This is a genomic window from Streptomyces syringium (assembly GCF_017876625.1).
Classification (GTDB): domain Bacteria; phylum Actinomycetota; class Actinomycetes; order Streptomycetales; family Streptomycetaceae; genus Streptomyces; species Streptomyces syringius.
In genome coordinates, this window is the sequence record NZ_JAGIOH010000001.1 from 2218409 (window position 1) to 2242312 (window position 23904).

Annotated in this window: 20 protein-coding genes; 15 read left to right on the plus strand and 5 right to left on the minus strand. The window is 71.8% G+C overall.

Going from position 1 to position 23904, the window contains the following annotated elements:
- The first annotated feature begins 382 nt into the window (after nucleotides 1-382).
- A complete protein-coding gene (locus JO379_RS09775; RefSeq protein ID WP_209514601.1) occupies nucleotides 383-1702 on the plus strand; it encodes a hypothetical protein in 1320 nt (439 codons plus the stop codon).
- Between the two features lie 338 nt (nucleotides 1703-2040).
- On the opposite strand, the gene JO379_RS09780 is transcribed toward JO379_RS09775, so the two are convergent.
- Complete coding sequence (locus JO379_RS09780) at nucleotides 2041-2430, minus strand: hypothetical protein (RefSeq protein WP_209514604.1); 390 nt, start codon at nucleotides 2428-2430, stop codon at nucleotides 2041-2043.
- 430 nt (nucleotides 2431-2860) lie between these two features.
- On the opposite strand from JO379_RS09780, the gene JO379_RS09785 reads away from it, so the two are divergent.
- The gene (locus tag JO379_RS09785; RefSeq protein ID WP_307841936.1) at nucleotides 2861-3760 is read left to right on the plus strand and encodes a hypothetical protein; all 900 of its coding nucleotides are present in this window, start codon (nucleotides 2861-2863) and stop codon (nucleotides 3758-3760) included.
- A 431-nt stretch (nucleotides 3761-4191) separates the two neighbouring features.
- Here the strand turns inward: JO379_RS09785 and JO379_RS34090 are convergent, their stop codons facing one another.
- Nucleotides 4192-4941 (minus strand): excalibur calcium-binding domain-containing protein, encoded by a 750-nt coding sequence (locus JO379_RS34090; RefSeq protein WP_372449061.1) that lies wholly within the window; start codon nucleotides 4939-4941, stop codon nucleotides 4192-4194.
- A 160-nt stretch (nucleotides 4942-5101) separates the two neighbouring features.
- On the opposite strand from JO379_RS34090, the gene JO379_RS09795 reads away from it, so the two are divergent.
- Complete coding sequence (locus JO379_RS09795; RefSeq protein ID WP_130877425.1) at nucleotides 5102-5701, plus strand: hypothetical protein; 600 nt, start codon at nucleotides 5102-5104, stop codon at nucleotides 5699-5701.
- Between the two features lie 69 nt (nucleotides 5702-5770).
- Here the strand turns inward: JO379_RS09795 and JO379_RS09800 are convergent, their stop codons facing one another.
- Nucleotides 5771-6049 (minus strand): hypothetical protein, encoded by a 279-nt coding sequence (locus JO379_RS09800; protein ID WP_130877426.1) that lies wholly within the window; start codon nucleotides 6047-6049, stop codon nucleotides 5771-5773.
- Between the two features lie 120 nt (nucleotides 6050-6169).
- Here JO379_RS09800 and JO379_RS09805 point away from each other — a divergent pair, with 120 nt between their 5' ends.
- Nucleotides 6170-6538, plus strand: a complete 369-nt coding sequence (locus JO379_RS09805; protein WP_130877427.1) for an ArsC/Spx/MgsR family protein — start codon at nucleotides 6170-6172, stop codon at nucleotides 6536-6538.
- 24 nt (nucleotides 6539-6562) lie between these two features.
- On the opposite strand, the gene JO379_RS09810 is transcribed toward JO379_RS09805, so the two are convergent.
- Nucleotides 6563-7075, minus strand: coding sequence for a GNAT family N-acetyltransferase (locus JO379_RS09810; protein WP_209514605.1), 513 nt, complete (start codon nucleotides 7073-7075; stop codon nucleotides 6563-6565).
- 212 nt (nucleotides 7076-7287) lie between these two features.
- On the opposite strand from JO379_RS09810, the gene JO379_RS09815 reads away from it, so the two are divergent.
- From JO379_RS09815 to JO379_RS09865, 11 genes are all read left to right on the plus strand, one after another.
- Nucleotides 7288-8061, plus strand: a complete 774-nt coding sequence (locus JO379_RS09815) for a polysaccharide deacetylase family protein (protein WP_245381426.1) — start codon at nucleotides 7288-7290, stop codon at nucleotides 8059-8061.
- Nucleotides 8062-8294: 233 nt separating this feature from the next.
- Entirely contained in the window at nucleotides 8295-9281 is a 987-nt protein-coding gene (gene sph, locus JO379_RS09820; RefSeq protein WP_242625998.1) for a sphingomyelin phosphodiesterase, read from the plus strand.
- Between the two features lie 139 nt (nucleotides 9282-9420).
- The gene (locus tag JO379_RS09825) at nucleotides 9421-10452 is read left to right on the plus strand and encodes a DUF6891 domain-containing protein (RefSeq protein WP_209514607.1); all 1032 of its coding nucleotides are present in this window, start codon (nucleotides 9421-9423) and stop codon (nucleotides 10450-10452) included.
- A 347-nt stretch (nucleotides 10453-10799) separates the two neighbouring features.
- A complete protein-coding gene (locus JO379_RS09830; protein ID WP_209514608.1) occupies nucleotides 10800-11396 on the plus strand; it encodes a winged helix-turn-helix domain-containing protein in 597 nt (198 codons plus the stop codon).
- 157 nt (nucleotides 11397-11553) lie between these two features.
- Nucleotides 11554-12813 carry a sensor histidine kinase gene (locus JO379_RS09835; protein ID WP_209514609.1) on the plus strand — a complete coding sequence of 420 codons (1260 nt, stop codon included), beginning with the start codon at nucleotides 11554-11556 and terminating at the stop codon, nucleotides 12811-12813.
- A 78-nt stretch (nucleotides 12814-12891) separates the two neighbouring features.
- Nucleotides 12892-13551, plus strand: coding sequence for a LuxR C-terminal-related transcriptional regulator (locus JO379_RS09840; RefSeq protein ID WP_209514610.1), 660 nt, complete (start codon nucleotides 12892-12894; stop codon nucleotides 13549-13551).
- A 274-nt stretch (nucleotides 13552-13825) separates the two neighbouring features.
- Nucleotides 13826-16927 carry an alpha-N-acetylglucosaminidase gene (locus JO379_RS09845; protein WP_209514611.1) on the plus strand — a complete coding sequence of 1034 codons (3102 nt, stop codon included), beginning with the start codon at nucleotides 13826-13828 and terminating at the stop codon, nucleotides 16925-16927.
- A 64-nt stretch (nucleotides 16928-16991) separates the two neighbouring features.
- Nucleotides 16992-17660, plus strand: coding sequence for a rhomboid-like protein (locus JO379_RS09850; protein ID WP_245381427.1), 669 nt, complete (start codon nucleotides 16992-16994; stop codon nucleotides 17658-17660).
- 18 nt (nucleotides 17661-17678) lie between these two features.
- On the plus strand, nucleotides 17679-18488 hold the full coding sequence (locus tag JO379_RS09855) for a tyrosine-protein phosphatase (RefSeq protein WP_372449062.1): 810 nt from the start codon (nucleotides 17679-17681) through the stop codon (nucleotides 18486-18488).
- A gap of 74 nt (nucleotides 18489-18562) precedes the next feature.
- Entirely contained in the window at nucleotides 18563-20500 is a 1938-nt protein-coding gene (locus JO379_RS09860) for a hypothetical protein (protein WP_130877435.1), read from the plus strand.
- 73 nt (nucleotides 20501-20573) lie between these two features.
- The gene (locus tag JO379_RS09865) at nucleotides 20574-21272 is read left to right on the plus strand and encodes a TetR/AcrR family transcriptional regulator (protein ID WP_130877436.1); all 699 of its coding nucleotides are present in this window, start codon (nucleotides 20574-20576) and stop codon (nucleotides 21270-21272) included.
- A 27-nt stretch (nucleotides 21273-21299) separates the two neighbouring features.
- Here the strand turns inward: JO379_RS09865 and pulA are convergent, their stop codons facing one another.
- The gene (gene pulA / locus JO379_RS09870; protein WP_209514612.1) at nucleotides 21300-23894 is read right to left on the minus strand and encodes a pullulanase-type alpha-1,6-glucosidase; all 2595 of its coding nucleotides are present in this window, start codon (nucleotides 23892-23894) and stop codon (nucleotides 21300-21302) included.
- Nucleotides 23895-23904 lie beyond the last annotated feature (10 nt).

Below are 23904 nucleotides of genomic sequence, written 5' to 3' on the forward strand. Positions count from 1 at the left end.
TGGCACCTCCGCCACTGTTGTCCGCTACCGGTATCGCTCGCGGCCTTCAGGCCTTGGGCCCACCGCTGTGGCCGTAGGCCGCGGACACACGGCGGACGTGGCTGCCTGACTGCGTCTGCTCGGCTGGGTGGTGATGCGCCTGGTAAGGACCTCGGCAGGGCGCTCGGCGGTATCGAGTTCTTGGCAGGCGCCGGCTTTGGTCAGGAGCTGGCAGGGGATGTGGCGGCGGCCTTGACGGCAGAATTCCCCTATGAGCACGCCGACTTCCACAACGGGTTCAGCCCAACCGGCTTCCACCTCACAGCCTGACCCTGGCCCCGGCGGGCCGGTCGTGACGCTCGGGCTCCCCTTCAACCGTCGCATACATACCATCACTCAGGTCTTGGACCGCCCCGAGGAGCTGAACCTGCTCCAGCAGGTGTGCGACGCAATGGGCTGGCCCGTACGCGAGCCGCTGGCCGGTGAGACCACAGCAACCCCGGACGCGGGTTGGACGCTGCGCATAATCGAGATCCGGATCCGGGGTGTCCGCGAGACAGCGGTGCAACAGGCGGTCGCAAGCCTGGACACACTGACCCAGAACGCCGAACTCTCTCTACACTGCCTGGACGCCACACTGGTCGAGGGCATCCAGAAGCCACAGATCGAGTGGCATCTGCGGGGCAGGCGTGGACCGGTGAGCCGCTGGCTGGTCCACGCACTCCACGTGGCCTACAGGACCGGTGGACACGATCCGCACGCAGGCACCGTCCGGCTCGTCCGCGTCCCAACCCAACTCGATGAGCCCAGGGCACGCCGTTTGGCGCGCACCCGACGTGCCGCCCGGGCTGCACTGTCGCACCACCCGCTCGAAGCACGGCGGCTAGACCCTGACGTCCATCAGATCGACAGACCGGCGGGGCCTCAGGGCTGGCACGCCCTCGCCTTTCTGGCGCTCGCAGTCACCCTGGCGGCGATCGGCCTGCTCGGCGCCGGGCTCTGGCCCGCAATCGGCGCGGACAATCCGTCGGTCGGCGGTTCACTCGTGATCTTGATCGTCGGCTACCTGTTGAGCGGCACGGTACTGGCGATACGGCGTACCCCGACACACCGCGCAGTGCCGTGGCTCGTCCCACTGGCAGTGCCTCTCATGGTTCCCCTGGTGCCCTGGCTCGGGACGCTCGTGCAGCGCGCGTACCTGTCGGCGTTCGGGGTGCGCCCTGCAGCGGAGAGGATCGGGATGGGCGACCTTCAGGCGGGGCTCTGGGTGCTGTGCGTGTTCGTCGCTGCGTCACTGCTGCCAGTAGCATTCATGGGGTGGATGCGGTTTCTCACGCCCTCCCTGCGGGTCCAGGGGCAGTGGCTGTCTTGGGCACCGATTGCCGTGGGCATCGGCATGGGCCTGATGTTCAGTTTGGTCATCCTTATCACCGCGGCACGCAGTGGCGCGGAGAACCGCGCGCTCGCCGTGACCGGCCGGGACATTCCGGAGTACTTCGGTGTGAGAGCCGAGTACGCGTGTGTGGAGCCGATCTCTTCCGAAGCGCCGTACTACGGGACTCCGCCTCCTCACAACCATCCGGTGGTGATCTTCGGGCAGTCCGGCGACCGGGTCGAATTTTGGGATCCCAGCACCCGCCGCAAAACAAGTGTCCGTTTGGAGGACGCCCGTATCAGGGTTGTCCCCCATACCAACTCACCGTGCGCCAAGGCCGCCCGGTAGCAAATTCTAAGCACTTCCCACGGTGCACTGGTTGCGCACCGACCCGCACGCAAGAGGGGCATCAGTGCAGGCCAGACGGGTTCCCAACCTGTACTTCGACTTCTAATTCCGGTGGTCGGGTGACTCGGGGAGGAAGCCCCTTGAAGGGCCTCTGGCCTGCGGGCTCCTGACTCCTTTCGCTGGTCGCCCACCGCTTCCTCCCTCGTGCGCGCTGAGAGCCGGAAGTCGGGGGCCGCCAGAGCTGCACAGCGCTCCTTGAGCCCCGCCATTGTCCATCGGGCCCTGGCGGGGCTCAGTGCTTCTCCGCGTCCAACCCGACCTTCGGGGCCCTCGGCTCCCTACCCCTTGTCCACGATCACAGGTACCACAACAGCCGCGATGGCTGACGCCAGCCCGCCAACCGCAATGAACGCTGCGAATTTGTCTTTTGCGGTTGGAAAGATCGCGCGCGAGACATCACCGGCCTTGCTACGTGCCACCACCATCTTCAGCTTCTGCCACCGGTGCTGGCGGCGCCTGCATCCCATCAAGAGCCCAGAAGCGTTCTCTCGGCAGTACGTGCGCCCGTCGCGGTTCACGGCCCCACACCACACAGGCACCTGGAACAACGCCCATGCGCTGACCGCCAATGACAGAACGAAGATAATCTGCCAGGCCCCGCCCTTGCCCCATACGACAACCAATAGAGCAGCTGCCAGGAACCCCCAGTACGACCGAATCCCCCTCATGGCTGCGAAATGTACCGTTCCCGTCCATCGCAGAGGAGGTCGCGAACAAGCCATGTGGATCGCACCGGCCCGGCCGAGGTATGCGGCGCTCAGCCCTGTACCGGAGAGCTCCTGGCACGCCGCGTACTCGGCAGGGGTCTGTGACCCCGGGGACTGAACGGCTCGGATCGAACGCCGTCGTACCCGCGTCGGCAGGGCATCGCGGCACATCCGCCCGGCATGGAACCGTCAAGTTCACCGTCTCGCTGGAGCAATGGTGATGTACCGTGAGCTCAACGCTGCTGCGGCAGCGTGTCTCGCTATATCCGGTCCCGGCGCCGGGGCGAGCAGTGGGCTCTTGAGAGTCACCCGCAGTTGGCAGTCAGTACGCATCAGGACATCCGATCTGTCTCTCCTGTCGTCGCCGGGCGGCAAGTGGAAGGGGCGACGTGTGTCCAGGTCACGCAACACCAACCGTCTGGCCAAGAAGATCCGTGCCCAGACGTCACTCACGCTCTCGGCTGCTTCCAGACTGGCGCAGCAGGCCAATGTCTATCTCGGGTCCTCTGTCGAGGACTCCCCCAACCCGCAGCAGAGCCGCCTGGAAGCGCACGTGGCCCATGTGTTGGCAAGCAGCTTCCAGGATCGTCAGCTCAATGGCGCCCTCCTTGGCGTGGAAGAAGCGCAACCAGAGAATCAAGGCTTGAAGCTGATCTTAGAGTCCAATATGGCAAACGAGGTTCTCCGTGAGCTCCTCCCACGATTCGATCACTTCTATGGAGGCATTCGCGGAGTCCCCGGGCTTCGCATCCGGGGGAGCAACAGGCGGGTGGCTCTCCACGACGCGCTCAGCTCGGCGCAGGTCACGGTAATGCGGGCCGATCACGGCGCCATGCGTCTGCCGTCCGCGCGCGATGGCGAGGTGCTTCTATGGAAGCGAGTACCCGGCGTCCTCACTCGAAACGAAAGGCAGGAGGCTGCGGAGTGGGCGGACTCAAGAGCAATCGTGGACCTGCGGGTACGCGATGTGCTGTTGAGTCGAATTCTGCGCTGGCCTGGGTTGGTCAACAGGACAGCGAAACCACACGGGTTCGCCAACTGCTACACGCATCACTCCGGCGATCTTGTCATCGAGTGGTGCTGCGGTGACACCGTAGAAACCCTCTGCGCGAACCTCTTGGCTCACGGCTTCGCTGACGGTTTGCCACGAGAGAGAGCGATCGAGTTGATCTCTCGTTACTCTGCTCATCTCGGCGATCGCACAGTGATCTTGAATCGCCACGGTTCGTGCTTCTACGGGCGCGAGGGGGAGAAGATTGCTCAGCGCATCAGGAAGCACTACGGCTCATGAGCTTGTCTGTGCTGGTGCTCGGAGTGTCGGCGTGCGCGGCCTTGGGTGTCATCACGCGCTGCGGGCGGGACATGGCGGTGCTTCGATGCCTGGAGCGGCTTCTGGAAGGCTGCGACCAGGGGCACCGAGTTGAAGTCTGCCGGATCCTGGCTGCCTCGTTGCACTCTGTTGGGAGATCCAATCTGCAGGATGATGGGCAGGCGTGAGATCTCCGCGTTCATCACGGCGCGAGCGTAAGCTGCGAGGTCGGCTCCTGGACGGGTACCTGGCTGACTACGAGCGCCGCAGGGGCTCGGTCTCAGCACAGGAGCAGGAACGCGTGCGGCAGATCTTCGACGAGGTGTTCGCCAAAGAGGGCAATTGGTCCGCCGGAAGCTGAGACACGAAGGTGCCCTCTTTGTCGGCTGCGAGACTCTTGCGGCGTCCGCTCGTCACCTGTCGCAGGCGACTCCGTCGCCGTCGCGGTCCAGGCCCGCGCGGTAGCCCGGCTGGCCTCGGTGGATCGGGGCCGCGCCGGCGGCGCGGGCTGCCGCGCAGCTGCTGTAGTAGGCGCTGCCACCACCGGACGAGCCACCCGACGAGCCCCCGGAGGAGCCCCCGCTGTCGTCGGCCACCGTGGGCTCCTCCTCCGGTTCCTCCGGAACCTCCGGGTAGTCGCCGCCGCAGGCATGGCCGTCGCCGTCCGCGTCGAGTGCCGACCTGTATCCCCGGTGCTCGTCACGCGTCAGGCCCGAGTCGCGCGGCACGCCGCCCTTCCACGCCGCTTCGCATGACGTCCAGCGCCTGTCCACCGCTCGAACCAGCGGCTTCGGCTTCGGGCTCTCGGTAGGCGTCGACTTCGGGGTCGGAGAAGGGGAAAGGGAAGGCGAAGGGGACGGCTCCGGCGAAGGCGATCGCGTCGGGCTCGCGCTCGGCTTCGTCACCGCCGTCACCCGCTTCGGGGCCGCGTCCGTCTTCTTGCCTTCGGCCGGTGGATCGGAGGCGAGCATCAGCGCGAACCACAGGAGCGACAGGACCGTCGCGACGATCTTCTTGCGTCTCGGCCAGCGGCTCAGCCACACCCATAAGACCCCGACGGGCGGCAGGAAGACGAGGAGGCTGATGATCAGCACCGGGTGCTGCCACTTCGGCCTGGGCCGGGGCGGTGGCACGGCGTACGGATGCGGGTAGGGCTGTTGCACGGTTGGCTCTCCCCCTGCGGCACGGTCCCTGCGAATCGGGACCCGCACGCTACTCCCGCGGCATGGCCGTCCGAGGGCTCTTTACCCAGGAGCCCGCGCCCCGGAGACACCTTCGCCATTTCCCCCCGCGTCGCGCTTTCTTCACGCATGATGGGGCACCATGCGTACCCGCTCGGTCCTCGCCTTCCTCGCCGCGGCGGCGTTGCTCACGCTGACTGCCTGCGAGGGCTCCGACACCGCCACGAAACCCGCACAGGCCAAGGGTGGCAGCGACACCGCCGTTCTCCCCGATCTCACAGGCAAGGGGCTCCAGTCCGCGCAGGACCAGGCGCAGTCCGCGGGCTTCCGTCATCTCGCCTCGCACGACGCGCTCGGCCGTGGTCGTGCGCAGGCCTTCGACCGGAACTGGAAGGTCTGCTCGCAGACCCCCGCGCCCGGGACCCGGGCGACGGACACCAAGGTGGACTTCGGCGCGGTGAAGCTCACCGAGGACTGTCCGGCGAAGGACGACTCGGGCGAGCGCCCGCCCTCCAAGGCCGGCGGCACCATGCCCGGGTTCACCGGGAAGTCCGTGAAGGTCGCGCGGGAAGCCCTCGACAGCTCGACGAGCCTCACGGTGAAGGACGCCTCCGGCAGCGGCCGCATGGTCCTTGTCGAGTCCAACTGGCAGGTCTGCGCGCAGGACCCTGCGGCGGGCGCCAAGCTGGACGGGCAGCCCGTGCGGCTCGAAGCGGTGAAGTTCAGCGAGGGGTGTCCTTGAGCGACACCCGGCTCGGCCCTTGCCCCTCCGGCGGGCAAGGGCCGATCAACGCACAGCGGACCTCAGCGGTCAGCGGTTTTCCTCGCGCGGGATGAGCGAACGCACCATGCGGCAGGTCGTGTTGGAGGGCGTGTGCACTCCGATCTTGGCGGCGACCCTGCGGATCCTGCGGTTGTCCGCCTGCTCGGGGCGGTACACGCCGGAGTGGAGCAGCGCGATGGCGAGGCGCATCGCCTTCAGCCGGCGGTTGTGCGACTCGTACCACGTGCGCGGGTGCCCGGCGGGCAGGCGCTTCTTGGGCAGGGTGGGAACACTGGGCAGGTTCGGAAGAGGTGTGGCTATGGGCATCGGCTTCCTCCTGACAGGGGGCGTCTGCGCCCTTCTCAACACCCCCCATTTTAGTGCCTGGCACTGACAATCGCCCCAGCTCAGACGGTATTTCATGGCCCTCGCGATACCGTGGTCGGCATGGAGATCTGGATCAATCCCGCCTGTTCGAAGTGCCGCAGCGCGATCAAGCTGCTCGATGCCGAGGGGGCCGGTTACACCGTGCGCCGCTACCTCGACGACGTGCCCCACGAGGACGAGATCCGCGCCGTCCTCGACCGGCTCGGGCTGGAGCCCTGGGACATCACGCGGACGCAGGAGGCCGAGGCGAAGGAGCTCGGGCTCAAGGACTGGCCGCGCGAGGCGGATGCGCGGGAGCGGTGGATCTCGGCGCTCGCGCGGCATCCCAAGCTGATCCAGCGGCCCATCATCACCGCGGACGACGGCTCGGCCGTGGTGGCGCGCACCGAGGAGGCCGTACGGGATGCGCTCACCCGGTCCGCGCGTTGAATCCGCGCGTTAAGGCGGAAAGGGTCACAGGGGCCGTCTGTAGCGCACCTCGGTGAGTTCCACTTCGCCGTACGGATCGCTCTGCACCGCCCCGTCAGCCGTGTAGCCCGCCGTTTCGTAGAAGCGGCGGGCGCGGGGGTTGTCGCGGAGCACCCACAGCAGCATGCTGTCGAACCGGCGGGCCGCCGCGTGCCGGTGCACCTCCTGGAGCAGGAGCCGGCCCACTCCCGTGCCGATCACGTCCGGGCGGACGTAGAGGGCGTACAGCTCCCCCGGCCGCTCCTCGCCCTCACCCCGGTACTGCCCCAGGCTCGCCCAACCCACCGGTCCGGCACCGTCGTCGACGGCCACGAGGTCCAGCGCCTGGCCGCGCGAGCGCGTGAACCACGCCCTGCGCTGCCGGGCATCGTCCTCGACCGTCATCGCGTCCAGGTACGGCTGCGGGACCACGCCCGCGTACGCCGTCTGCCATCCCGTCACCCGGATCCCGGAGACGGCTTCTATATCGGCTTCCGTCATCTCTCGCACACGCACCATCAGGACACCGTAGCCCTTACGGAACGGGTTTTGGCCCGATTGATGATGCCCCGGTACCCATTCCGTGACGGAATGATGACTACCCCCTTTTCCCCTCCTTTCCCATGTTTGCCTCGAAGGGGCAAGAGGCGTACGAGATGCACGGATTGGGCAGCCACATGACGGAAAAGGAAAACAACAAAATCCGGGGGGTACGAATGAAGCGTGCCGGCATGATCGCGTCCGCGACGGCGATAGCGGCCGCGCTGACGAGTGTGGTCGCCCTCTCCTTCCATACTTCGGCGGGCGCCGCCGAGAGCCGTCGTCCGTCCGGTCCGGCGCCGCTGCGGACCCCCGAGCCCGGCCAGACCTCCACGCCGGACCCCTCGCTGCCCGCGCCGAAGGTGAACATGGACCTCGTCCGGGAGGCCGAGGACAGCGGCAAGGTCGTCGCCCTCACCCTCGACGACGGGCCCGACCCGAGGTGGACCCCGAAGGCGCTGGAGCTGCTCGCGAAGTACGACGTGAAGGCCACCTTCTGCGTCACCGGGCCGAACGCGAAGGCCCACCCGGATCTGGTCAAGAAGATCGTCGCGGCGGGGCACCGGCTCTGTGACCACTCCGTCAGCCACGACGTCGCCATGGACAAGAAGGCCGTCGACTACCAGTCGAAGGAGATCCTCGACGCGAAGAGGATGATCGACGAGGCCTCCGGGAACGAGAAGATCTGGTACTACCGCGCCCCCGGCGGCGCGTTCACCCCGGCGAGCCGGCAGATCGCCGCGGCGTACGGCATGCGCAGTCTGGGCTGGAGCGTCGACCCCAGCGACTACAAACGGCCCGGTACGGCGAGCATCGTCCGGTCCGTGAAGGAGCAGCTGCCCAACGGGCCCACCGTGCTGCTCCACGACGGCGGCGGGGACCGTACGCAGTCCATGGAGGCGCTGGAGCAGTTGCTGCCCTGGTTCAAGCAGGAGGGGTACGGGTTCAGCTTTCCGAAGGGATAGCTCCGAAGGGATAGCTCCGAAGGGATGGCGACGCGACGGAACAGCGGGATAGCTGTGGGGAAATGGTGAGCGATGTGACGCCGAGGGGAATTCGACGGCTTCCATAGGTGAATTGATCACCTGGGGGTTACCTGGAAGTAAGTGCGGCTGATGGGATGTCGACGGCTCGACACCCCACCGGTGTCCCATCCGGATCCCAGCCGCCCAGGGCCCCCACCCCACAGGGAGACGCAGTGCCGTTCACGAAGTCCTCCGCCCTCGCCGCCGCGCTCGCCTCGGCCGCGCTCGTCGTGTGCCTGCCGCAGACGGCTCGGGCCTCCGCCGCTCCGGCGGACGCCGCCGTGCCGGAGGTGAAGGTGCTCACCTACAACACCTTCCTGTTCGACAAGGGCCTCTACCCGAACTGGGGCCAGGACCACCGGGCCAAGGCGATACCCGCCGCCGGCTTCTTCAAGGGCAACGACGTCGTCGTGCTCCAGGAGGCGTTCGACAACGGCGCCTCCGACGCGCTCAAGGCCGATGCGGCCGGCCAGTACCCGTACCAGACCCCGGTCGTCGGGCGGAGCAAGGACGGCTGGGACGCCACCGGCGGCGACTACTCCACCACCACGCCGGAGGACGGCGGCGTCACCGTGCTCAGCAAGTGGCCGATCGTCCGCAAGGAGCAGGTCATCTTCCATGACGCCTGCGGTGCGGACTGGTGGTCCAACAAGGGCTTTGCGTATGTGGTGTTGAACGTGAACGGCACCAAGGTCCACCTGGTGGGCACGCACGCGCAGTCGACGGACAGCGGCTGCGAGGCGGGTGAGGCGGCCGCCGACCGCGCGAAGCAGTTCCGGCAGATCGACGCGTTCCTGGACGCGAAGAAGATCCCGGCGGGCGAACAGGTCATGGTCGCGGGCGACTTGAACGTGGACTCGCACAGCGCGGAGTACCGGTCGATGCTCGCCGACGGCGACCTCGCCCCCACGACCGCGCGCACGGGCCACCCGTACTCCTTCGACACGAAGGACAACTCGATCGCCGCCTACCGCTACCCGACGGACGGGCGCGAGGACCTCGACTACGTCCTCCACCGCAACGGCCACGCGCGGCCCGCGACGTGGGGGAACGACGTGGTCAAGGAGTCGTCCGCGCCGTGGACCGTCTCCAGCTGGGGCAAGCAGTACACGTACACGAACCTCAGCGACCACTACCCCGTCGTCGGCAGCGCCGGCTGAGCCGTCGGCCCCACCCGGCCCACCGCCCCGGCCCGTGCACACGGGCCGGGGCCTCGTGGCCGGAACTGTCAGTGGGGGATGTCAGGATGCTCCTACGTGGGCTGCTGATCATGAGCGGCCCTCAAAGCGAGGGGGACCCATGCTGCCCATCACCGTGAACACCGAGCCCGGCGAAGTCCTTTCGGGGATCACCGCCGAGGAGCTGGCCACCGTGATCGGCCGGCTGGGCGGGAAGGACGACCGGTTCGCGGTGGTCGAGCGGACGTCCGGCGACGCCGATTACTACATCCAGACCTGGCACGAGCGCGGTGGCGCCTACGAGGTGGAGTACCGCGACGGCTCGCAGGAGCGGCACTTCGCGGCGCGGATGACCGACGTCGAGGATGTCGTGGCGGTGTTCGTGGGCTGGGCCCTGGAGAAGGACGGCTGGACCGGCGGGCACGACTGGGAGCAGGTGGACTTCTCCGCGGAGGAAGAGGACGAGGAGGGGGACGGCGGCTCGGCGACCGATGCCACGGGTGCAACGGATGCCACGGACGACTTCGACGACGAGGCCGACGCCCGGGCGGCGGACGCCCTCGACCCCGAGCTGCGGGAGGAGGCCGAGGAGCACGCCGGGGTGCTGGTCCGGAGCGGTTTCGAGCTGCCGGGTGAGATCGCGGAAGCGGTGTCCGATTACTTCTACGAGGACGGCGACACCCCGGTGTCCGTGGCCGCGGCGCGCGGGATCGTGGGTCCGCTGTGGCGCGAGCGGCTGGCCGAGCAGGCGTCGTGGCCCGAGGTGACGGACGCCGACCGGGTCGAGACCGCCTTCGCCGCGCTGGCGGAGCAGGGCATCACCGCCCGTATGCACTTCACCTGCTGCGGGAACTGCGGCCTGGCGGAGATCGGTGCGGAGGCGGCCGAGGGTGACCGCGGGTTCGTCTTCTTCCACTACCAGGACACCGAACGGGCCGTCGAGGGCGGCGCCTTGTGTCTGCGGTACGGCGTCCACCACGGCACGGGTGAGGACGCCGACGGCGCCGACGGCAAGGACGACACCGCCTCGATCGGCCGTGAGGTCGCGGCCGCGCTCGTCGAGGCGGGGCTCGGCGTGGTGTGGGACGGCGACCCGGGCCAGGCGATAGAGATCGAGCCGCTGGACTGGCGGAAGCGGCTGCCCACGTACTGAGCCGCACGTTCCGCTTTTCGCCGGACCCCGGTCGGCCGCCCGCCGATCACCAAGGTTCCGTATGGAGTGCCGGAGGGCTCTGCTGCCCCGTCGCAGGTCATGCTTCAATAGGGGGCATGGCCAGCTATCAGAACACCGCGACGGGTCGCAGCGACCTCGAGCCCTTCTGGCCTTCCCGTCAGCACCACGACTTCGACCGAGTGTGTTGCCGCGCGACCTCCGCGCAGGCCCACTCCTCCCGCTGACCCCCACGTCGAAGTCAGCCGCCGGTCATCAGTTCCGGCCAACGGCCCCGCGCATCAGCACGACCCCTCGACGGTCTCTCGCGCGAAAGAGCTGAGCTCTCCATGACGAACCTCCGAACCCTGGCCGCGTCCCCTTCCGCCGCCCCGGCGACCGTCGGTTCCTCGGCCGTCGTTCCCACCGGAGTCCCGGCCGCCGTCGGTGCCGCGCACCGCCATCGACTGCGGGCCGTCGCCCCGGACGAGGTGCCGCCCGTCGCCGAGCTGCTGCACTCCGGGGCCACCTGGCTGCCCGCCCCGCCGCACACGGTGCCGAACCTGCCGGGCCAGCCGCCGATGGTCGGCTATCTGGTGCTCGTACCGGCCGAGCAGCCGGCCCCCGAGGCCCCCACGGCCGCCACGCACGGGGACGCGCTGGTGCGCATCGACCCCGAGCAGCGGACGGCGCGGGTCGCGGACCGGCTGCTGGACCTCACGTACCTGGAGTTCGAGCTGCTGGCCCACCTCGTCGCGCACCCGCACCGGGTGCACACCCGCGACCAGCTGGTGACCACCGTCTGGGGCTACGGTCACGTGGGCGACGGCCGTACCGTCGATGTCCACGTCGCCCGGCTCCGCCGCAAGATGGGGGCGGAGCACCGGGCGTCGATCGTGACCGTCCGCCGCGTGGGCTACAAGTACGCGCCGCCGATCGGTTTCTGAGCCCGCGTCGGCTTCGTCCCCGGGGCGGGCGAGGGGGTGGTGCCGGCTACACCATCGGCCCGCCGGGTGGCGCCAGTGACCGGCAGGTCCCGCGCGCGCAGACTGGGGCGGGGCGCGAGGGCCGGGCCCCGGGGACGGATGCGGGGAGACGGAACAGATGAGGGTCCGCAGTGCGCTGCTGGCCGGGGTCCGGGGGCTGTGGCTCGCGGTCTTCGGCATCGTGGGGTCGGTGGTGCTGTTCACGCTGGCGGTGGTGTCGATCAGCTTCATGCTGCTGGGGATCGGCGTGCTGACCACCCCGGTCGTGCTCGGCGCGGTGCGGGCGTTCGCCGATCTGCGCCGCGTCCAGGCCGCCGAGTGGGCGGGGGTGCGCATCCCCACCCCGTACCGGCGGCCGCTGCCCGCGCGGCGCGGTGGGGTGGCCGGGCAGGTCGAGCTGTGCTCGGCGCTGCTGAAGGACAAGGCGACCTGGCGCGATCTCCAGTGGCTGCTGGTCGACATGACGCTCGGCGCGGTGCTCGCGCTGCTTCCGGCCGCGATGCTGCTGTACGCGCCGTGGGGTGTGGTGGTGGCGAGCGGGGTGTGGAAGCCGCTCGTCCGGACCGACGGGACCTTCTGGTTCCTCTTCGTGCCCGTCACCGGCCAGGACACCGCCTACCTGGCGGCGGCGGCCGGGGTGACGCTGGGCGTCGTCGGCCTGTTCACCGGCCCGGCCCTGCTGCGCGCCCACTTCCTCCTCGCCGAGCCGCTGCTGCGCCCCACCCGTGAGCGGGAACTCGCCCTGCGCGTCGATCACCTCACCGAGTCCCGGCACGACGTGGTGGACGACTCGGCCGCCGCGCTGCGCCGCATCGAGCGGGATCTGCACGACGGCGCGCAGGCCCGGCTCGTGGCGATGGGCATGAGCCTCGGCACGATCGAGGCGCTGGTCGAGAAGGACCCGGCCCAGGCCAAGCGGCTGCTGGCCGCCGCCCGCGCCGACTCCGCCGAGGCCCTCACCGAGCTGCGCGACCTCGTCCGCGGCATCCACCCGCCGGTCCTCGCCGAGCGTGGTCTCGCCGACGCGGTACGGGCTCTGGCGCTGCGTGTGCCGCTGTCCGTGGAGGTCGATGTCGAGCTGGCGGGCCGTGCGGCGGAACCGGTGGAGTCTGCCGCGTACTTCGCGGTCAGCGAGGTGCTCACGAACGCGACCAAGCACTCGGGCGCGGACCGGGTGTGGATCGACGCGCACCACGCCGAGGGGGCGCTGCGCATCGCCGTCACCGACAACGGCCGCGGCGGCGCGAGCGTCGCCGCCGGTACGGGGCTGCTCGGCGTCGAGCGCCGGCTGGGTGCCTTCGACGGCGTCCTGGCCGTCAGCAGTCCGGCCGGCGGGCCCACCATGGTCACGATGGAGATCCCCTGCGTCCTCTCGTGACGGCCCGGCCCCAAGTGCCGTGGGGGAACGGCATCGGCGACGATGGGGGCGTTCGTTCTCGTCGATCGTGGAGTTCGCGTGCGCGTCGTCATCGCCGAAGACCTGTTCCTGCTGCGGGACGGGCTGGTCCGGTTGCTGGAGGCGTACGACTTCGAGATCGCCGCGGCGGTGGAGAGCGGGCCGGAGCTGGGCCGCGCGCTGGTGGAGCTGAAGCCCGATGTGGCGGTCGTGGACGTCCGGCTGCCGCCGTCGTTCACCGACGAAGGATTGCAGTACGCGCTGGCCGCGCGGCGGCGGACGCCGGGGCTGCCGGTGCTGGTGCTGTCGCAGCACGTGGAGCAGTTGTACGCGCGGGAGCTGCTGGCCGACGGCAGTGGCGGGATCGGGTATCTGCTGAAGGACCGGGTCTTCGACGCGGACCAGTTCGTCGACGCCGTCCGGCGGGTGGCGGCGGGTGGTACGGCGATGGATCCACAGGTCATCTCGCAGTTGCTGACGCGGCGCTCGCGGGACGAGCCGCTGGGGAAGCTGACCCCGCGGGAGCGCGAGGTGATGGAGCTGGTGGCGCAGGGGCGGTCGAACGCGGCGATCGCCACGCAGCTCCTCGTGACCGAGCGGGCCGTCGCCAAGCACACCTCCAATATCTTCGCCAAGCTGGCGCTGTCGCCGTCCGATGACGACAACCGCCGGGTGCTGGCCGTACTGGCGTACCTCGACCGGGGCGGGTTGTCCTGCTGACGGCGGGCTGCCTCTGCCGCCTGCGGCGGCGAGCGCCCTGCGGGCGCGTCCTCAAGCGCCGGACGGGCTGGTTTTGGCTGAGCTCAGCCGCATCAAGCCCGTCCGGCGCTTGAGGACACAGCACAGCAAGCCCGTCCGGCGCTTGAGGACACCGCAGCGGAGGTGCCGACGACACCGCACAAAGCCATCGCGCACCCCATTGCTGTGCCCCGTAACGGCAGTTACCGTGCGCTGCGCATGCGTCCGTTGTTGCATTCGCACACTGGGGAGCGCCATGTCCGATCTGTCGAGACGCCTGTTATTGGGTACCGCCGGAGCGATCGGCGCGGGAGCCGCCGTCGGTGCCCTCACCCCCGCGGCGGCCGGGGAAGCGGCGAGGCCGTTCGAGGTCGCCCCGGCGCGGGCCGCGCTGGAGCGGCTGCTCGGGGAGCACGCGGAGCAGTTCCTGCTGCGCGCACTGACCGGCGGCGAGGAGCGGTTCGAGGTCACCGGCGAGGCGGGGCAGATCGAGGTGGCGGGCACCAGTGCGGGGGTGCTGCTGACCGGGGTGCACCGGTATCTGCGGGACGTCTGCCGGGTCCATCTCGGCTGGCGTGCGAGACGGCCCGCGCTGCCGCGCACCCTTCCCGCCCCGGCCCGGCCGCTGGCGCGGTCGACACGCCTGCGGCACCGCTTCGCGCTCAACGACACCAACGACGGCTACACCTTCCCGTACGCGGACTGGCCGTACTGGGAGCGGATGATCGACGTCCTCGCCCTGCACGGCTGCAACGAGGTGCTGGTGATCGCCGGGCACGAGGCGGTCTACCACCGGGTCCTCATGGACTTCGGGTACAGCGACGCCGAGGCCCGGGCGTGGTTGCCCGCGCCCTCGCACCAGCCGTGGTGGCTGCTGCAGAACCTCAGCGGCTTCGGCGGCCCGTTGAGCCCCGCGCTCATCGACCGGCGCGCCGCGCTGGGGCGGCGCATCGCCGACCGGCTGCGTGAGCTGGGCATGGCGCCGGTCTTCCCCGGCTACTACGGGCATGTGCCCGACGGGTTCACCGAGCGGAATCCGGGGGCCCGGGTCGTCCCGCAGGGCATCTGGCACGGCTTCAAGCGCCCGGACTGGCTCGACCCGCGCACTCCCCCGTTCGCCGCGGTCGCCGCGTCGTTCTACCGACACCAGGCCGAACTGCTCGGCCCTTCGGCGCACTTCAAGATGGATCTGCTGCACGAGGGCGGCACCGCGGGCGGTGTGCCCGTCGCGGACGCCGCGCGGAGCGTCGAGCGGGCGCTGCGCACCGCGCACCCGGACGCGACGTGGGTGATCCTCGGCTGGCAGGACAATCCGCTGCCCGCGCTGCTGGGCGCGGTCGACCGGAGCAGGATGCTGATCGTCGACGGCGCCTCCGACCGCTACCGGTCCGTCACCGACCGGGAGAAGGACTGGGGCGGCACCCCGTACGCCTTCGGCTCGATACCGAACTTCGGCGGGCGGACGACGCTGGGGGCGCGGACGCACATCTGGGACGAGAAGTTCTTCGCGTGGCGCGACAAGCCCGGCAGCGCCCTGGCCGGCACGGCGTACATGCCGGAGGCCGCCGACCGCGACCCGGCCGCCTTCGCGTACTTCACCGACCTGGCCTGGCAGGAGACGGCCCCGGACCGCCAGGGGTGGTTCGCCGCGTACGCCGACGCGCGGTACGGGCGCGGCGACCGCAGTGCGCGGGAGGCCTGGGCCGTGCTGGGCGAGACCGCCTACCGGCAGAGCGCGCCCGAGCGCAGCGACCCCCACGACAGTCTCTTCGCCGCCCGCCCGGACCTGCGGGCCAACCGCGCCGGCGAGTACGCCCCGAGCGCCCTGTCCTACGATCCGTCGCGATTCGACGCCGCGCTGACCGGGCTGCTGGGCGTCGCCGGCGGGCTGCGCGGCGGTGACGCGTACCGCTACGACCTGGTCGACGTCGCCCGGCAGGCCCTGGCGCACCGCAGCCGGCAGCTCCTCCCCCAGTTGCGGAACGCGTACGACCGTAAGGACCTGCCGGCCTTCCGGGCGCTGTCCGCGCTGTGGCTGCGGCTGATGCGGCTGGCCGACGACATCGCGGGCGCCCACCGGGACTTCCTGCTCGGGCCGTGGACGGCGGCGGCAAGGACGATGGGGTCGGACGCGGCGGAGGCGGCGGAGCTGGAGCGGACGGCGCGGGTGCTGATCACGGTGTGGGGCGGCCGGGCCACGTCCGACGGCGGCAAGCTGCACGAGTACGCGAACCGGGACTGGCACGGGCTGATGGGCGACTTCTATCTGCCGCGCTGGCGGCGGTGGCTGGAGGAGCTGGAGGACGCGTTGCGGGAGGACCGGGCGCCGCGGGCCGTGGACTGGTTCGCGGTGGAGGAGCCGTGGACGCGGGAGCGCAAGGAGTACCCGCTGCGTCCGGTGGCCGACCCGTACCGCACGGCTCTGCGGGTCCACGACACCCTGGCCGTCGCCCCGTACCAGGGGACGCTGACCACGTCGCCCGCCCCGGCCGCCGTGCCGCCCGGTGGGGGTGCGACGCTGACCGTCGCGCTCACCAATGTGAACGGCCTGCGGGCCACCGGCCGCGTCGACCTCGGCGTCTCGGGCCTCCAGGCCCGCCCGCAGGGCCCCACGTCGCTGGAGCGCCTCGCGCCGGGCGCCACGGGCACGGCGCGCTGGAGCGTCACCGCGCCCGCCGGGCCGCTGGAGCGCCCGCTGCTGCCGCTGCCGTACGAGGCGAGCGCGCGCTACGGGCCGCGGGGGCAAGGCCGGATCCGCACCGCCCGGACCGGCACGCTGTTCGTGGCGGGCCCGCTCGCCGACGGATGGCGGACCTTCACCGACAACGCCGCCGTCTTCGGGCAATTGGGGGACGACCGCTTCGCCGTCGACGGCTCGGGCGACGACCTGTGGAAGGGCACGGAGGCCTTCGGCGTGGTCTACCGTCCGGGCGCCCTGGCGGTGGGCGGGTCGGCGACGGTCCGGGTCGACGAGCAGGCCGACACGGGCGGCTGGGCGCGTACGGGCATCATCGTGCGCAACACCCTGGCGGGCCGCTCCCCGGGGGCGGTCAATCTCGCCGTCACCCCGGCGGAAGGCGTCGTGCTGTCCTACGACACCAACGGCGACGGCACCTTCGACGGCTACCGCCGCATCACCGGCCTCAAGGCCCCCGTGCACCTCCGTCTCACCCGTACGGCCACGGGCGGCTTCACCGCGGAGTGCTCCACGGACGAGGGCGCGACCTGGCGGACGGTCGCGTCCGTCACCGTCCCGGGCGCGGCCCGGGACCTGGACGTGGGGCTGTTCATGACGGCGGGCAACGACGGCAGCGGCGAGCGGGGGACGGCGTACTTCAGCGGCTGGCGGCTGGGCTGAGGGAACGGCGCCGGGTTCGGCCGCACTCCTGGCGGCCGGGGCGGCCACCACGGATCATGGCCGGATGAGTCGTTCCCCTGATGCGCTCGGTGCCCCCGGACCGTCACCCCGATGGGCGCGGCCGCCCGTTCCGCGGCTGCCGCGCCTCGCGCCCGCGTACGTGGGGGGCGTGCAGCTCGGCGCGTACGCCATGGGGCGACTGCTCACGCCCGCCGTCCGGGACCGGGTGCTGCGGTACTGCTCCACGAACGTGGACAACCTGCGGGGCGGCCGCCGGCACACCCTCGCCACCAGCGCGCTGGTCGTCGAGGAGCCGATGGAGCTGCCGTACGCGCTGCTCCTGCTGGCGGTCCTGGGCTACGCGGAGTACGCGCACGGCGCCTGGTGGGCGGCGGGGGCCTTCGTGTTCGGGCACGTGGGCGCGACGCTGGTGGTGTACGGGGTGCTGCGCGGCGCGCGGGCGGGGGCGCGCACGCGGTCCGCGATCGATGTGGGCACCAGCTACGGCTTCAACGCCGTGGTGGGCGCCCTCGCCACGACCCTGCCGCGCGGACCGGTGCGCACAGGCGCGTACGCCGCGCTGTTCGCGCTCGGCGCGCGCCCCCTGCTGCGCGGTGGCGCTCATCGCCCCGACTTCACCGACCTGGGGCATTTCCTCGCGCTGGCACTCGGCGTCGGCTATGGGCAGGGGCGGCGTCGCGCGCTCGGCCACTGTTCGTCACAATATCGGTAGATATCCGATAAAGGAGCCGTGCGCATGCCACACCAGTTCGATGTCTCGACCATCGTCAACCTCCGCGACCTCGGTGGTATCGCGCTCGCCGGAAACTCCGCCGTCCGCCCCGGCCTGCTGCTCCGGTCCGGCCAGCTGGACCGCCTCGACCCGATGGCCGACCCGGCCGTCGCGGCCCTCGGCATCCACACGGTCGTGGACCTGCGCACCGAGCACGAGCGGCGCGACCGGCCCGACCGGGTGCCGGACGGCGCCCGGCTGATCGTCGCGGACGTGCTGGCCGGCGCCTTCGCCGCCGCCGTCCAGGGCGATCAGGTGCCCGCCCGGATCGAGTCGGTGCTCGGCAGCCCCGCCCTGGCCGAGGAGCATCTCGGCGGCGGCAAGGCGGAGAAGCTGCTCTGCGACTCCTACCGCGCCTTCGTCTCCTCCCAGGCCGCCTGTGACGCCTACCGGCTGCTGCTGTCCGCGCTCGCCGAGCCGGACTGCGGCCCGCTGCTCTTCCACTGCACGGCCGGCAAGGACCGCACCGGCTGGGCGGCCACCGTGATCCTGCTGCTGCTCGGCGCGGACGAGGCCACGGCCGAACGCGAGTACCTCGACGTCAACCCGGCCGTGCGCGAGGCCTTCGCGCCGATCACCGAGCGGTTCACCGCGGCGGGCGGCGACCCCGGCATCGCCGACGCGATCCTGGGCGTGCGCCCCGCCTACCTCGCGGCGGCGCTGGAGGAGATGTACCGGACGCACGGCGATGTGGAGGCGTACGTCCGCGACGGGCTCGGCGTCCCCGACGACGCCGTCGACCGGATCCGCGCCCGCTACGTCGCCTGAAGCAGCCCCGGGCGCCCGGCCGGTCCCCGGCACGGGTGAGGTGACCATCCCACCATTCACTCGTTCTATGGATCGTGGAGCAGCAAGCGACAGCCCCCCGCCCCCGGTCCATCGCCCCCGTCGACGTCGAGCAGGCCGAGGCCGCGCTCATCGAGCACTACCCTCGCCTGGTGCGGCTGGGGTATCTGGTGCTGCCGCCCGCCCTGGGCCGCAACCGCCGTGTGCTGACCGCGCACGCGCTCGTCCAGCGGTCGCTGCCGCGCAACCGGGTGGGCGGTTCGGAGCTGACCGTACCGGCTCCGCGTGGCACCGACGGCGTGCCGAGCGAGCCCGGTTACACCTACGTCCGCCAGCGGGTGCTGCGGGCCGCGCTGGACGCGGGGCGGCCGCGGGGCCGCTGGCAGCCGCCGCGCCCGGGCCAACTCCCGCCGCTGCTGCCGCAGGTGTGGGGGCTGCGGCTGTTCCCCCGCTCGGGCGGCGCCGACGAACTCGCCCTGGACCAGGCGCTCTCCTCGCTGTCCGGGCCCGGCCGGGCCGCGTACGTCCTGCGCGGACTGGAGCTCTCCGACGACCGGGACGTGCGGCGGGTGCTGTCCGCGGCCGGGGTCGAGGACCCGGGCGCGGCGCTCGCCGAGGCGGACCGCGTCCGCACCCCGGCGGGCAGCCGCGACACCCCGCTGCTGGAGTCGGTGGAGTTCGACCCGTGCTCCCTCCAGGCCCGGCCGACGGATCTGATGCGCCGCCGCCAGCACACCCGGGCCGCGCTCGCGGCCGCCGCCGCGGCCGTGGTGTGCGCCACGCTCCTCGGCCTGCCCGGTGACGGCTGGGGCCGGGACGGCGCCGCCGCGCCCCCGTACGCGCAGAACGCGGCGGCCGAAGCGGCCCTGGACCCGGCCAGGTTGACCCAGGCCACCTCCTCGGCCTGGAAGAGCGCGGACCGCCCCGGCTTCGCCACCTGGCCCGCCCGCGGTGACCGCACGGGCGACCGGGAGCTGCTGCGCCGGGCGCTCGCCGCCTGGGCCCGGCCGGGCCGCGCGGTGCGGGTCACGGCGACACCCGGCACCCCCGTCGGCCCGGCCTCCGGGCCGCCCCAGCTGCTGTACGCGGGCGAGGTCGACGCGGCGGCCGTCGTGCTGCTCCACGACGGGCTGCGCCTGGTGCGCTACGCGGAGGCCAGGAGCGGCGAGGCCGGTGCCGCCGCGCTGGACTTCGCGCGCACCGACGCGGCGGACGCCGACACCTCCACCGCGGTCGTCGTCGGCCGCACCGACGGCAACGTCCGCTATCTGACAGCTCCCTGGGTGACCGACGCGGCCGTGCGCGATCTGCTCGCACCGACGGGCGCCGGGCGGCCGCTGCACCGGGACGCCGAGGGCGTGACCGACGCGATGCCCAGCCCCGCCCCGGCCGGCGGCTGCCGCGCCTGGCCCGCGCTGCGGCTCGGCGGCCGGCTGGTGACCGACCTCGGTGAGCTGGTCCCCGCCCGGCTCACCGTCGGCGCCCCCGGCTCCCCCCGCGATGTGGCGGGCGACCGGGCGCTGGCCGGCTGGGCGCACTCCGCCTGCCATCTGCAGACCGTCCGCTCACAGGGCGTCCGGTCGGTGAACGCCTGGCAGTTCGCCACGCAGCCGCTGCCCGGCGGCGCGGGCAGCGCGGCCTGGCTGTGCGTCCGGGCCGAGACGTGGCGCGGCCCGGGCAGCCGGGTGCAGGCGCAGTTCCAGGTCCCCGGTGCCCGGCCCGGCGCGCCGGGAACGGTCGTCGCCCGCGCCGAGGACTCCGCCGCGTGCGGGGCCCGCGATCCGCACGTCCTGGCGGGCGTGCTGTGGAAGTCGAAGGCCGGTGCCTGGTACGCGCTGGCGGCGGGCAGCGACGACGTCGCCTCCGTCACCGCGACGGGCGGGGTGCGCGGCAGCACCCGCGGCGCCCTGCTGGCCGTCCCGGCCCGGGCGGGCGCGCACGCCGAGTTGAGCGCCCTGACCACCGCCGGGAAGAAGCTCACGACTCTGCGGTGAGCGGCGCCCGCCCCGCGGCCCACCGGGCTTTCTCGCCCGGTGGGCCGCCGCGCGTCGGCATTAGGATGACCGCATGACGACCGGGGTGCGCCGCAGAATGGGCGTCGAGCAGCGACGCGAGCAGTTGATCGCGGTGGCGCTCGACCTCTTCAGCAGGCGCTGCCCCGACGATGTCGCCATCGACGAGATAGCGGAGGCGGCCGGCATCTCCCGGCCGCTGGTCTATCACTACTTCCCCGGCAAGCAGAGCCTGTACGAGGCGGCCCTGGGCCGCGCCGCCGAGGAGCTGACCTCCCTCTTCGACGAGCCCCGCGAAGGCCCCCTGGGGGCCCGGCTGTTGCGCGTCATGCGGCGGTTCTTCGACTTCGTCGAGACCCACGGGCCGGGGTTCTCGGCGCTGATGCGCGGCGGCCCGGCGGCGGGCACCGGCCGGGCGAACGCCCTGATCGACGGGGTGCGCCGGGCCGCGTACGAGCAGATGATCGAGCACCTGGGTGTACGCGCCCCGGCGCCGCGCCTGGAGCTGGCCGTCCGGTCCTGGATCTCGCTGGCCGAGACCACGGCGCTGCTCTGGCTGGACGGCTGCCCGGTGGCCCGTGCGGAGCTGGAGTTGCAGCTCGTCCATCACTTCGCGGCCCTCACGGCGGTGAGCGCCGCCTACGACGAGGACATGGCGGCCGTGCTGCGCCGCGTGCTGCGGGACGAGCCCGCCGACGGGCCCTTCGGGGACCTGGTCGGACGGCTGGCCGCGCTCGCGCCGCAGCCGTCCTGACGCCCTTCTGCTGCCTCCCGGCGCCGGTCAGCCCCGGCGGAAGACGGCGACCGTGCGGCCCGGGACCGTGAAGGTGCCCGATTCCCGTGCGTACGAGGCGGACTTGACGACGGGGTCCGAGCCGCGCGCCTGCACGGGGTGCAGCGCGTAGTCCGTCCCGGAGAGCGCCCCGATCCGCTGGGTCGCCTCGTGCGGTGCGGCATTGAGGACCACGACCAGGTTCCCCAGCCGCATCGTGACGACGCCCGGCGTCTCACCGGCGCCGGACAGCGGGAACGACAGCGTCCGCTGGACGTCGGCGGTGGTCGCCTGGCGGAACGCCCGCTCGGTCGTGCGGATGCGCAGCAGGTCCCGGTAGGCGGCGGAGGCGGCCCGGATCGGCCCGCAGCCGGGGCGCAGGGCCGGGTCGGCGAGCAGCGGCCGGGCGTAGGGCCACTTGGACCGGTTGTCGGCGGCGGGCGGCAGTCCGCGGCCGAAGCCGTTGCCGTCGGCGCAGTCCCAGTGGATCGCGTTGAACCAGTCGCCGCTGTCGTAGGAGTTGCGGTCCAGGGACTTCGAACGCAGCAGGTCCGTGCCGGCCTGGGAGAGGGACGGCCCCTGGGAGAGCCCGGCGGTGGCCATGGCCAGGACCTGTGCCCTGGCCCGCTCGGCGGCGGGGGTGGCGGGCGGGAGCTTGTAGGCGAGGGCGTCGTAGAGGGACTCGTTGTCGTGGGCGTCGGCGTAGGCAAGGGCGTCGCCGGGGGCGGCGGCGTAACCGGCGGGCGAACCGTTGTAGTCGACGTCGGCGCCGCGCACGTCCCGGCCGTTCGAGTCGGTGAAGCGGTAGTCGGCGAGATGGCCGGTGAGGCCGACCTTGATGAGGTCCTGGGCGTGCAGCAGCCGGGCCCGCTGCTCGTCGGGGCTGCCCGCGGGCGAGCCGTTGGGGGCGGTGAACAGTCCGGAGGCGAAGCCCTGGACACGGGGGTCCTCGTCGAAGGGGCCGCCGCCGCGGATCGCGTCGCGGGAGCGGTCGGCGAAGGTGGCGATGCCGGTGCCCGCCATGTTCTTCTGCGTGGCCTGGACGAAGCGGGCGTCGTTCGCCACCTCGCCGAAGTTCCAGCCCTCGCCGTAGAGGACGACGGCCTTCCCGTCGACGCCGTCCCTGTCGACGGTGAGGGCGTCGAGGGCCTTGCGCACGGCGAGGATGTTGGCCTTGGGGTGGTGGCCCATGAGGTCGAAGCGGAATCCGTCGACCTTGTACTCCTTCGCCCAGGTGACGACGGAGTCGACGACGAGTTTGCCCATCATCGCGTGCTCGGGCGCCGTGTTGGCGCAGCAGGTGGAGGTGGCGACGCTGCCGTCGTCGAGGAGGCGCTGGTAGTAGCCGGGGACGATCCGGTCGAGAACGGACTTCGCGTCCTGCCCGGACGCCACGGTGTGGTTGTAGACGACGTCCATGACGGTCCGCAGCCCCGCTCCGGCGAGGCCCTGCACCATCTGCCGGAACTCACGGGTCCGGCGCGGCCCGTCCGGGTCGGAGGCGTAGCTGCCCTCGGGGACGGTGTAGTGCAGCGGGTCGTAGCCCCAGTTGTACGCGTCGCGGCCCGCCGTCTTCCCCACGCACTCCTGCTGGCGCTCGGAGTCGGCGGGCAGGGCGGCGAGGTCGCAGTCGGGGGTGGCCTGGTCCGCGCTCCGCTCGGGGACGGTGCCGAAGTCGAAGGCCGGGAGCAGATGGACGTAGGAGGTACCGGCGGCAGCGAGCGACCGCAGGTGCCGCATCCCTGCCGAGGACCGGTCGGTGAAGGCGAGGTAGCGGCCGGGGTGGGCCGAGGTGCGGTCGGCGACGGAGAAGTCACGGATGTGCAGTTCCTGGATCTGCGCGTCGCGCAGCGGCACGGCCGCCGGCTTGCGCAGCCGTGACCAGCCCTCGGGAGCGAGGGCGGGGTCGGCGAGGTCGACGACGAGGCTGTGGGTGGAGTCGGCGGTCAGGGCGGTGGAGTACGGGTCGGTGACGTGATTGGTGACGACCTTCCCCACGGAGGGGGCCCAGACGGTGACGGCGTAGCGGTAGGGCTTCGCGGCCCAGTCGCGTGCACCGGTGACGCTCCACACGCCGCTGCCGGCGTCCCGTCGCATGGGGACGGTACGGCCGTCGAGTTCCAGGGCGACGCGGCGGGCGGTGGGTGCCCAGACGGAGAGGGTGGGCCGGCCGCCGCGGAAGCGGGGGCCGAGCTCGGCCTTGGTGGCCGCGGCGGCGTAGAGGTCGTCCAGTACGCCGGGTATCTGCACGCCGGTGGCGACGCCGTCCGTCTCGGCGACGAGCCGGCCGGTGAGGGCCGTGCGCTCCTGGCCGTGGGCGTCGACGCGGAAGGCGTCGTAGCCGGCCAGGTGCGGGTATTTCGCGCGTTGTTGCGCGGACAGCCCGCCGGGCCGGGGGGTGAGTGCGAAGCTGCCGCGGTCGTGGGTGAGGCGGTGGGGGTGGGTGGGGTTGCCGAGGTTTTTGGGCCAGGCGAGGGTGTTTTTGTCGATCCAGTGGACCTTGGCCCCGGCGGCGGGGGTGGGGGCGGCGGCCTGGGCCGGGCCCGTCCCGAGGAGGGGTAGGGCCAGGGCGATTGCTGCGGCCAGGGTGGCCAGGCGTCTCACGGAACGTGCT

Excerpts from the sequence above, each read along its gene's own strand:
- JO379_RS09795 (WP_130877425.1), top strand. The coding sequence starts at position 5,102 with ATGCGTACCCGCTCGGTCCTCGCCTTCCTCGCCGCGGCGGCGTTGCTC.
- JO379_RS09865 (WP_130877436.1), top strand. The coding sequence starts at position 20,574 with ATGACGACCGGGGTGCGCCGCAGAATGGGCGTCGAGCAGCGACGCGAG.
- JO379_RS09825 (WP_209514607.1), top strand. The coding sequence starts at position 9,421 with ATGCTGCCCATCACCGTGAACACCGAGCCCGGCGAAGTCCTTTCGGGG.
- JO379_RS09805 (WP_130877427.1), top strand. The coding sequence starts at position 6,170 with ATGGAGATCTGGATCAATCCCGCCTGTTCGAAGTGCCGCAGCGCGATC.
- JO379_RS09800 (WP_130877426.1), bottom strand. The coding sequence starts at position 6,049 with ATGCCCATAGCCACACCTCTTCCGAACCTGCCCAGTGTTCCCACCCTG.
- JO379_RS09830 (WP_209514608.1), top strand. The coding sequence starts at position 10,800 with ATGACGAACCTCCGAACCCTGGCCGCGTCCCCTTCCGCCGCCCCGGCG.
- JO379_RS09845 (WP_209514611.1), top strand. The coding sequence starts at position 13,826 with ATGTCCGATCTGTCGAGACGCCTGTTATTGGGTACCGCCGGAGCGATC.
- JO379_RS09850 (WP_245381427.1), top strand. The coding sequence starts at position 16,992 with ATGAGTCGTTCCCCTGATGCGCTCGGTGCCCCCGGACCGTCACCCCGA.
- JO379_RS09815 (WP_245381426.1), top strand. The coding sequence starts at position 7,288 with ATGATCGCGTCCGCGACGGCGATAGCGGCCGCGCTGACGAGTGTGGTC.
- JO379_RS09835 (WP_209514609.1), top strand. The coding sequence starts at position 11,554 with ATGAGGGTCCGCAGTGCGCTGCTGGCCGGGGTCCGGGGGCTGTGGCTC.
- JO379_RS09780 (WP_209514604.1), bottom strand. The coding sequence starts at position 2,430 with ATGAGGGGGATTCGGTCGTACTGGGGGTTCCTGGCAGCTGCTCTATTG.
- JO379_RS09810 (WP_209514605.1), bottom strand. The coding sequence starts at position 7,075 with ATGGTGCGTGTGCGAGAGATGACGGAAGCCGATATAGAAGCCGTCTCC.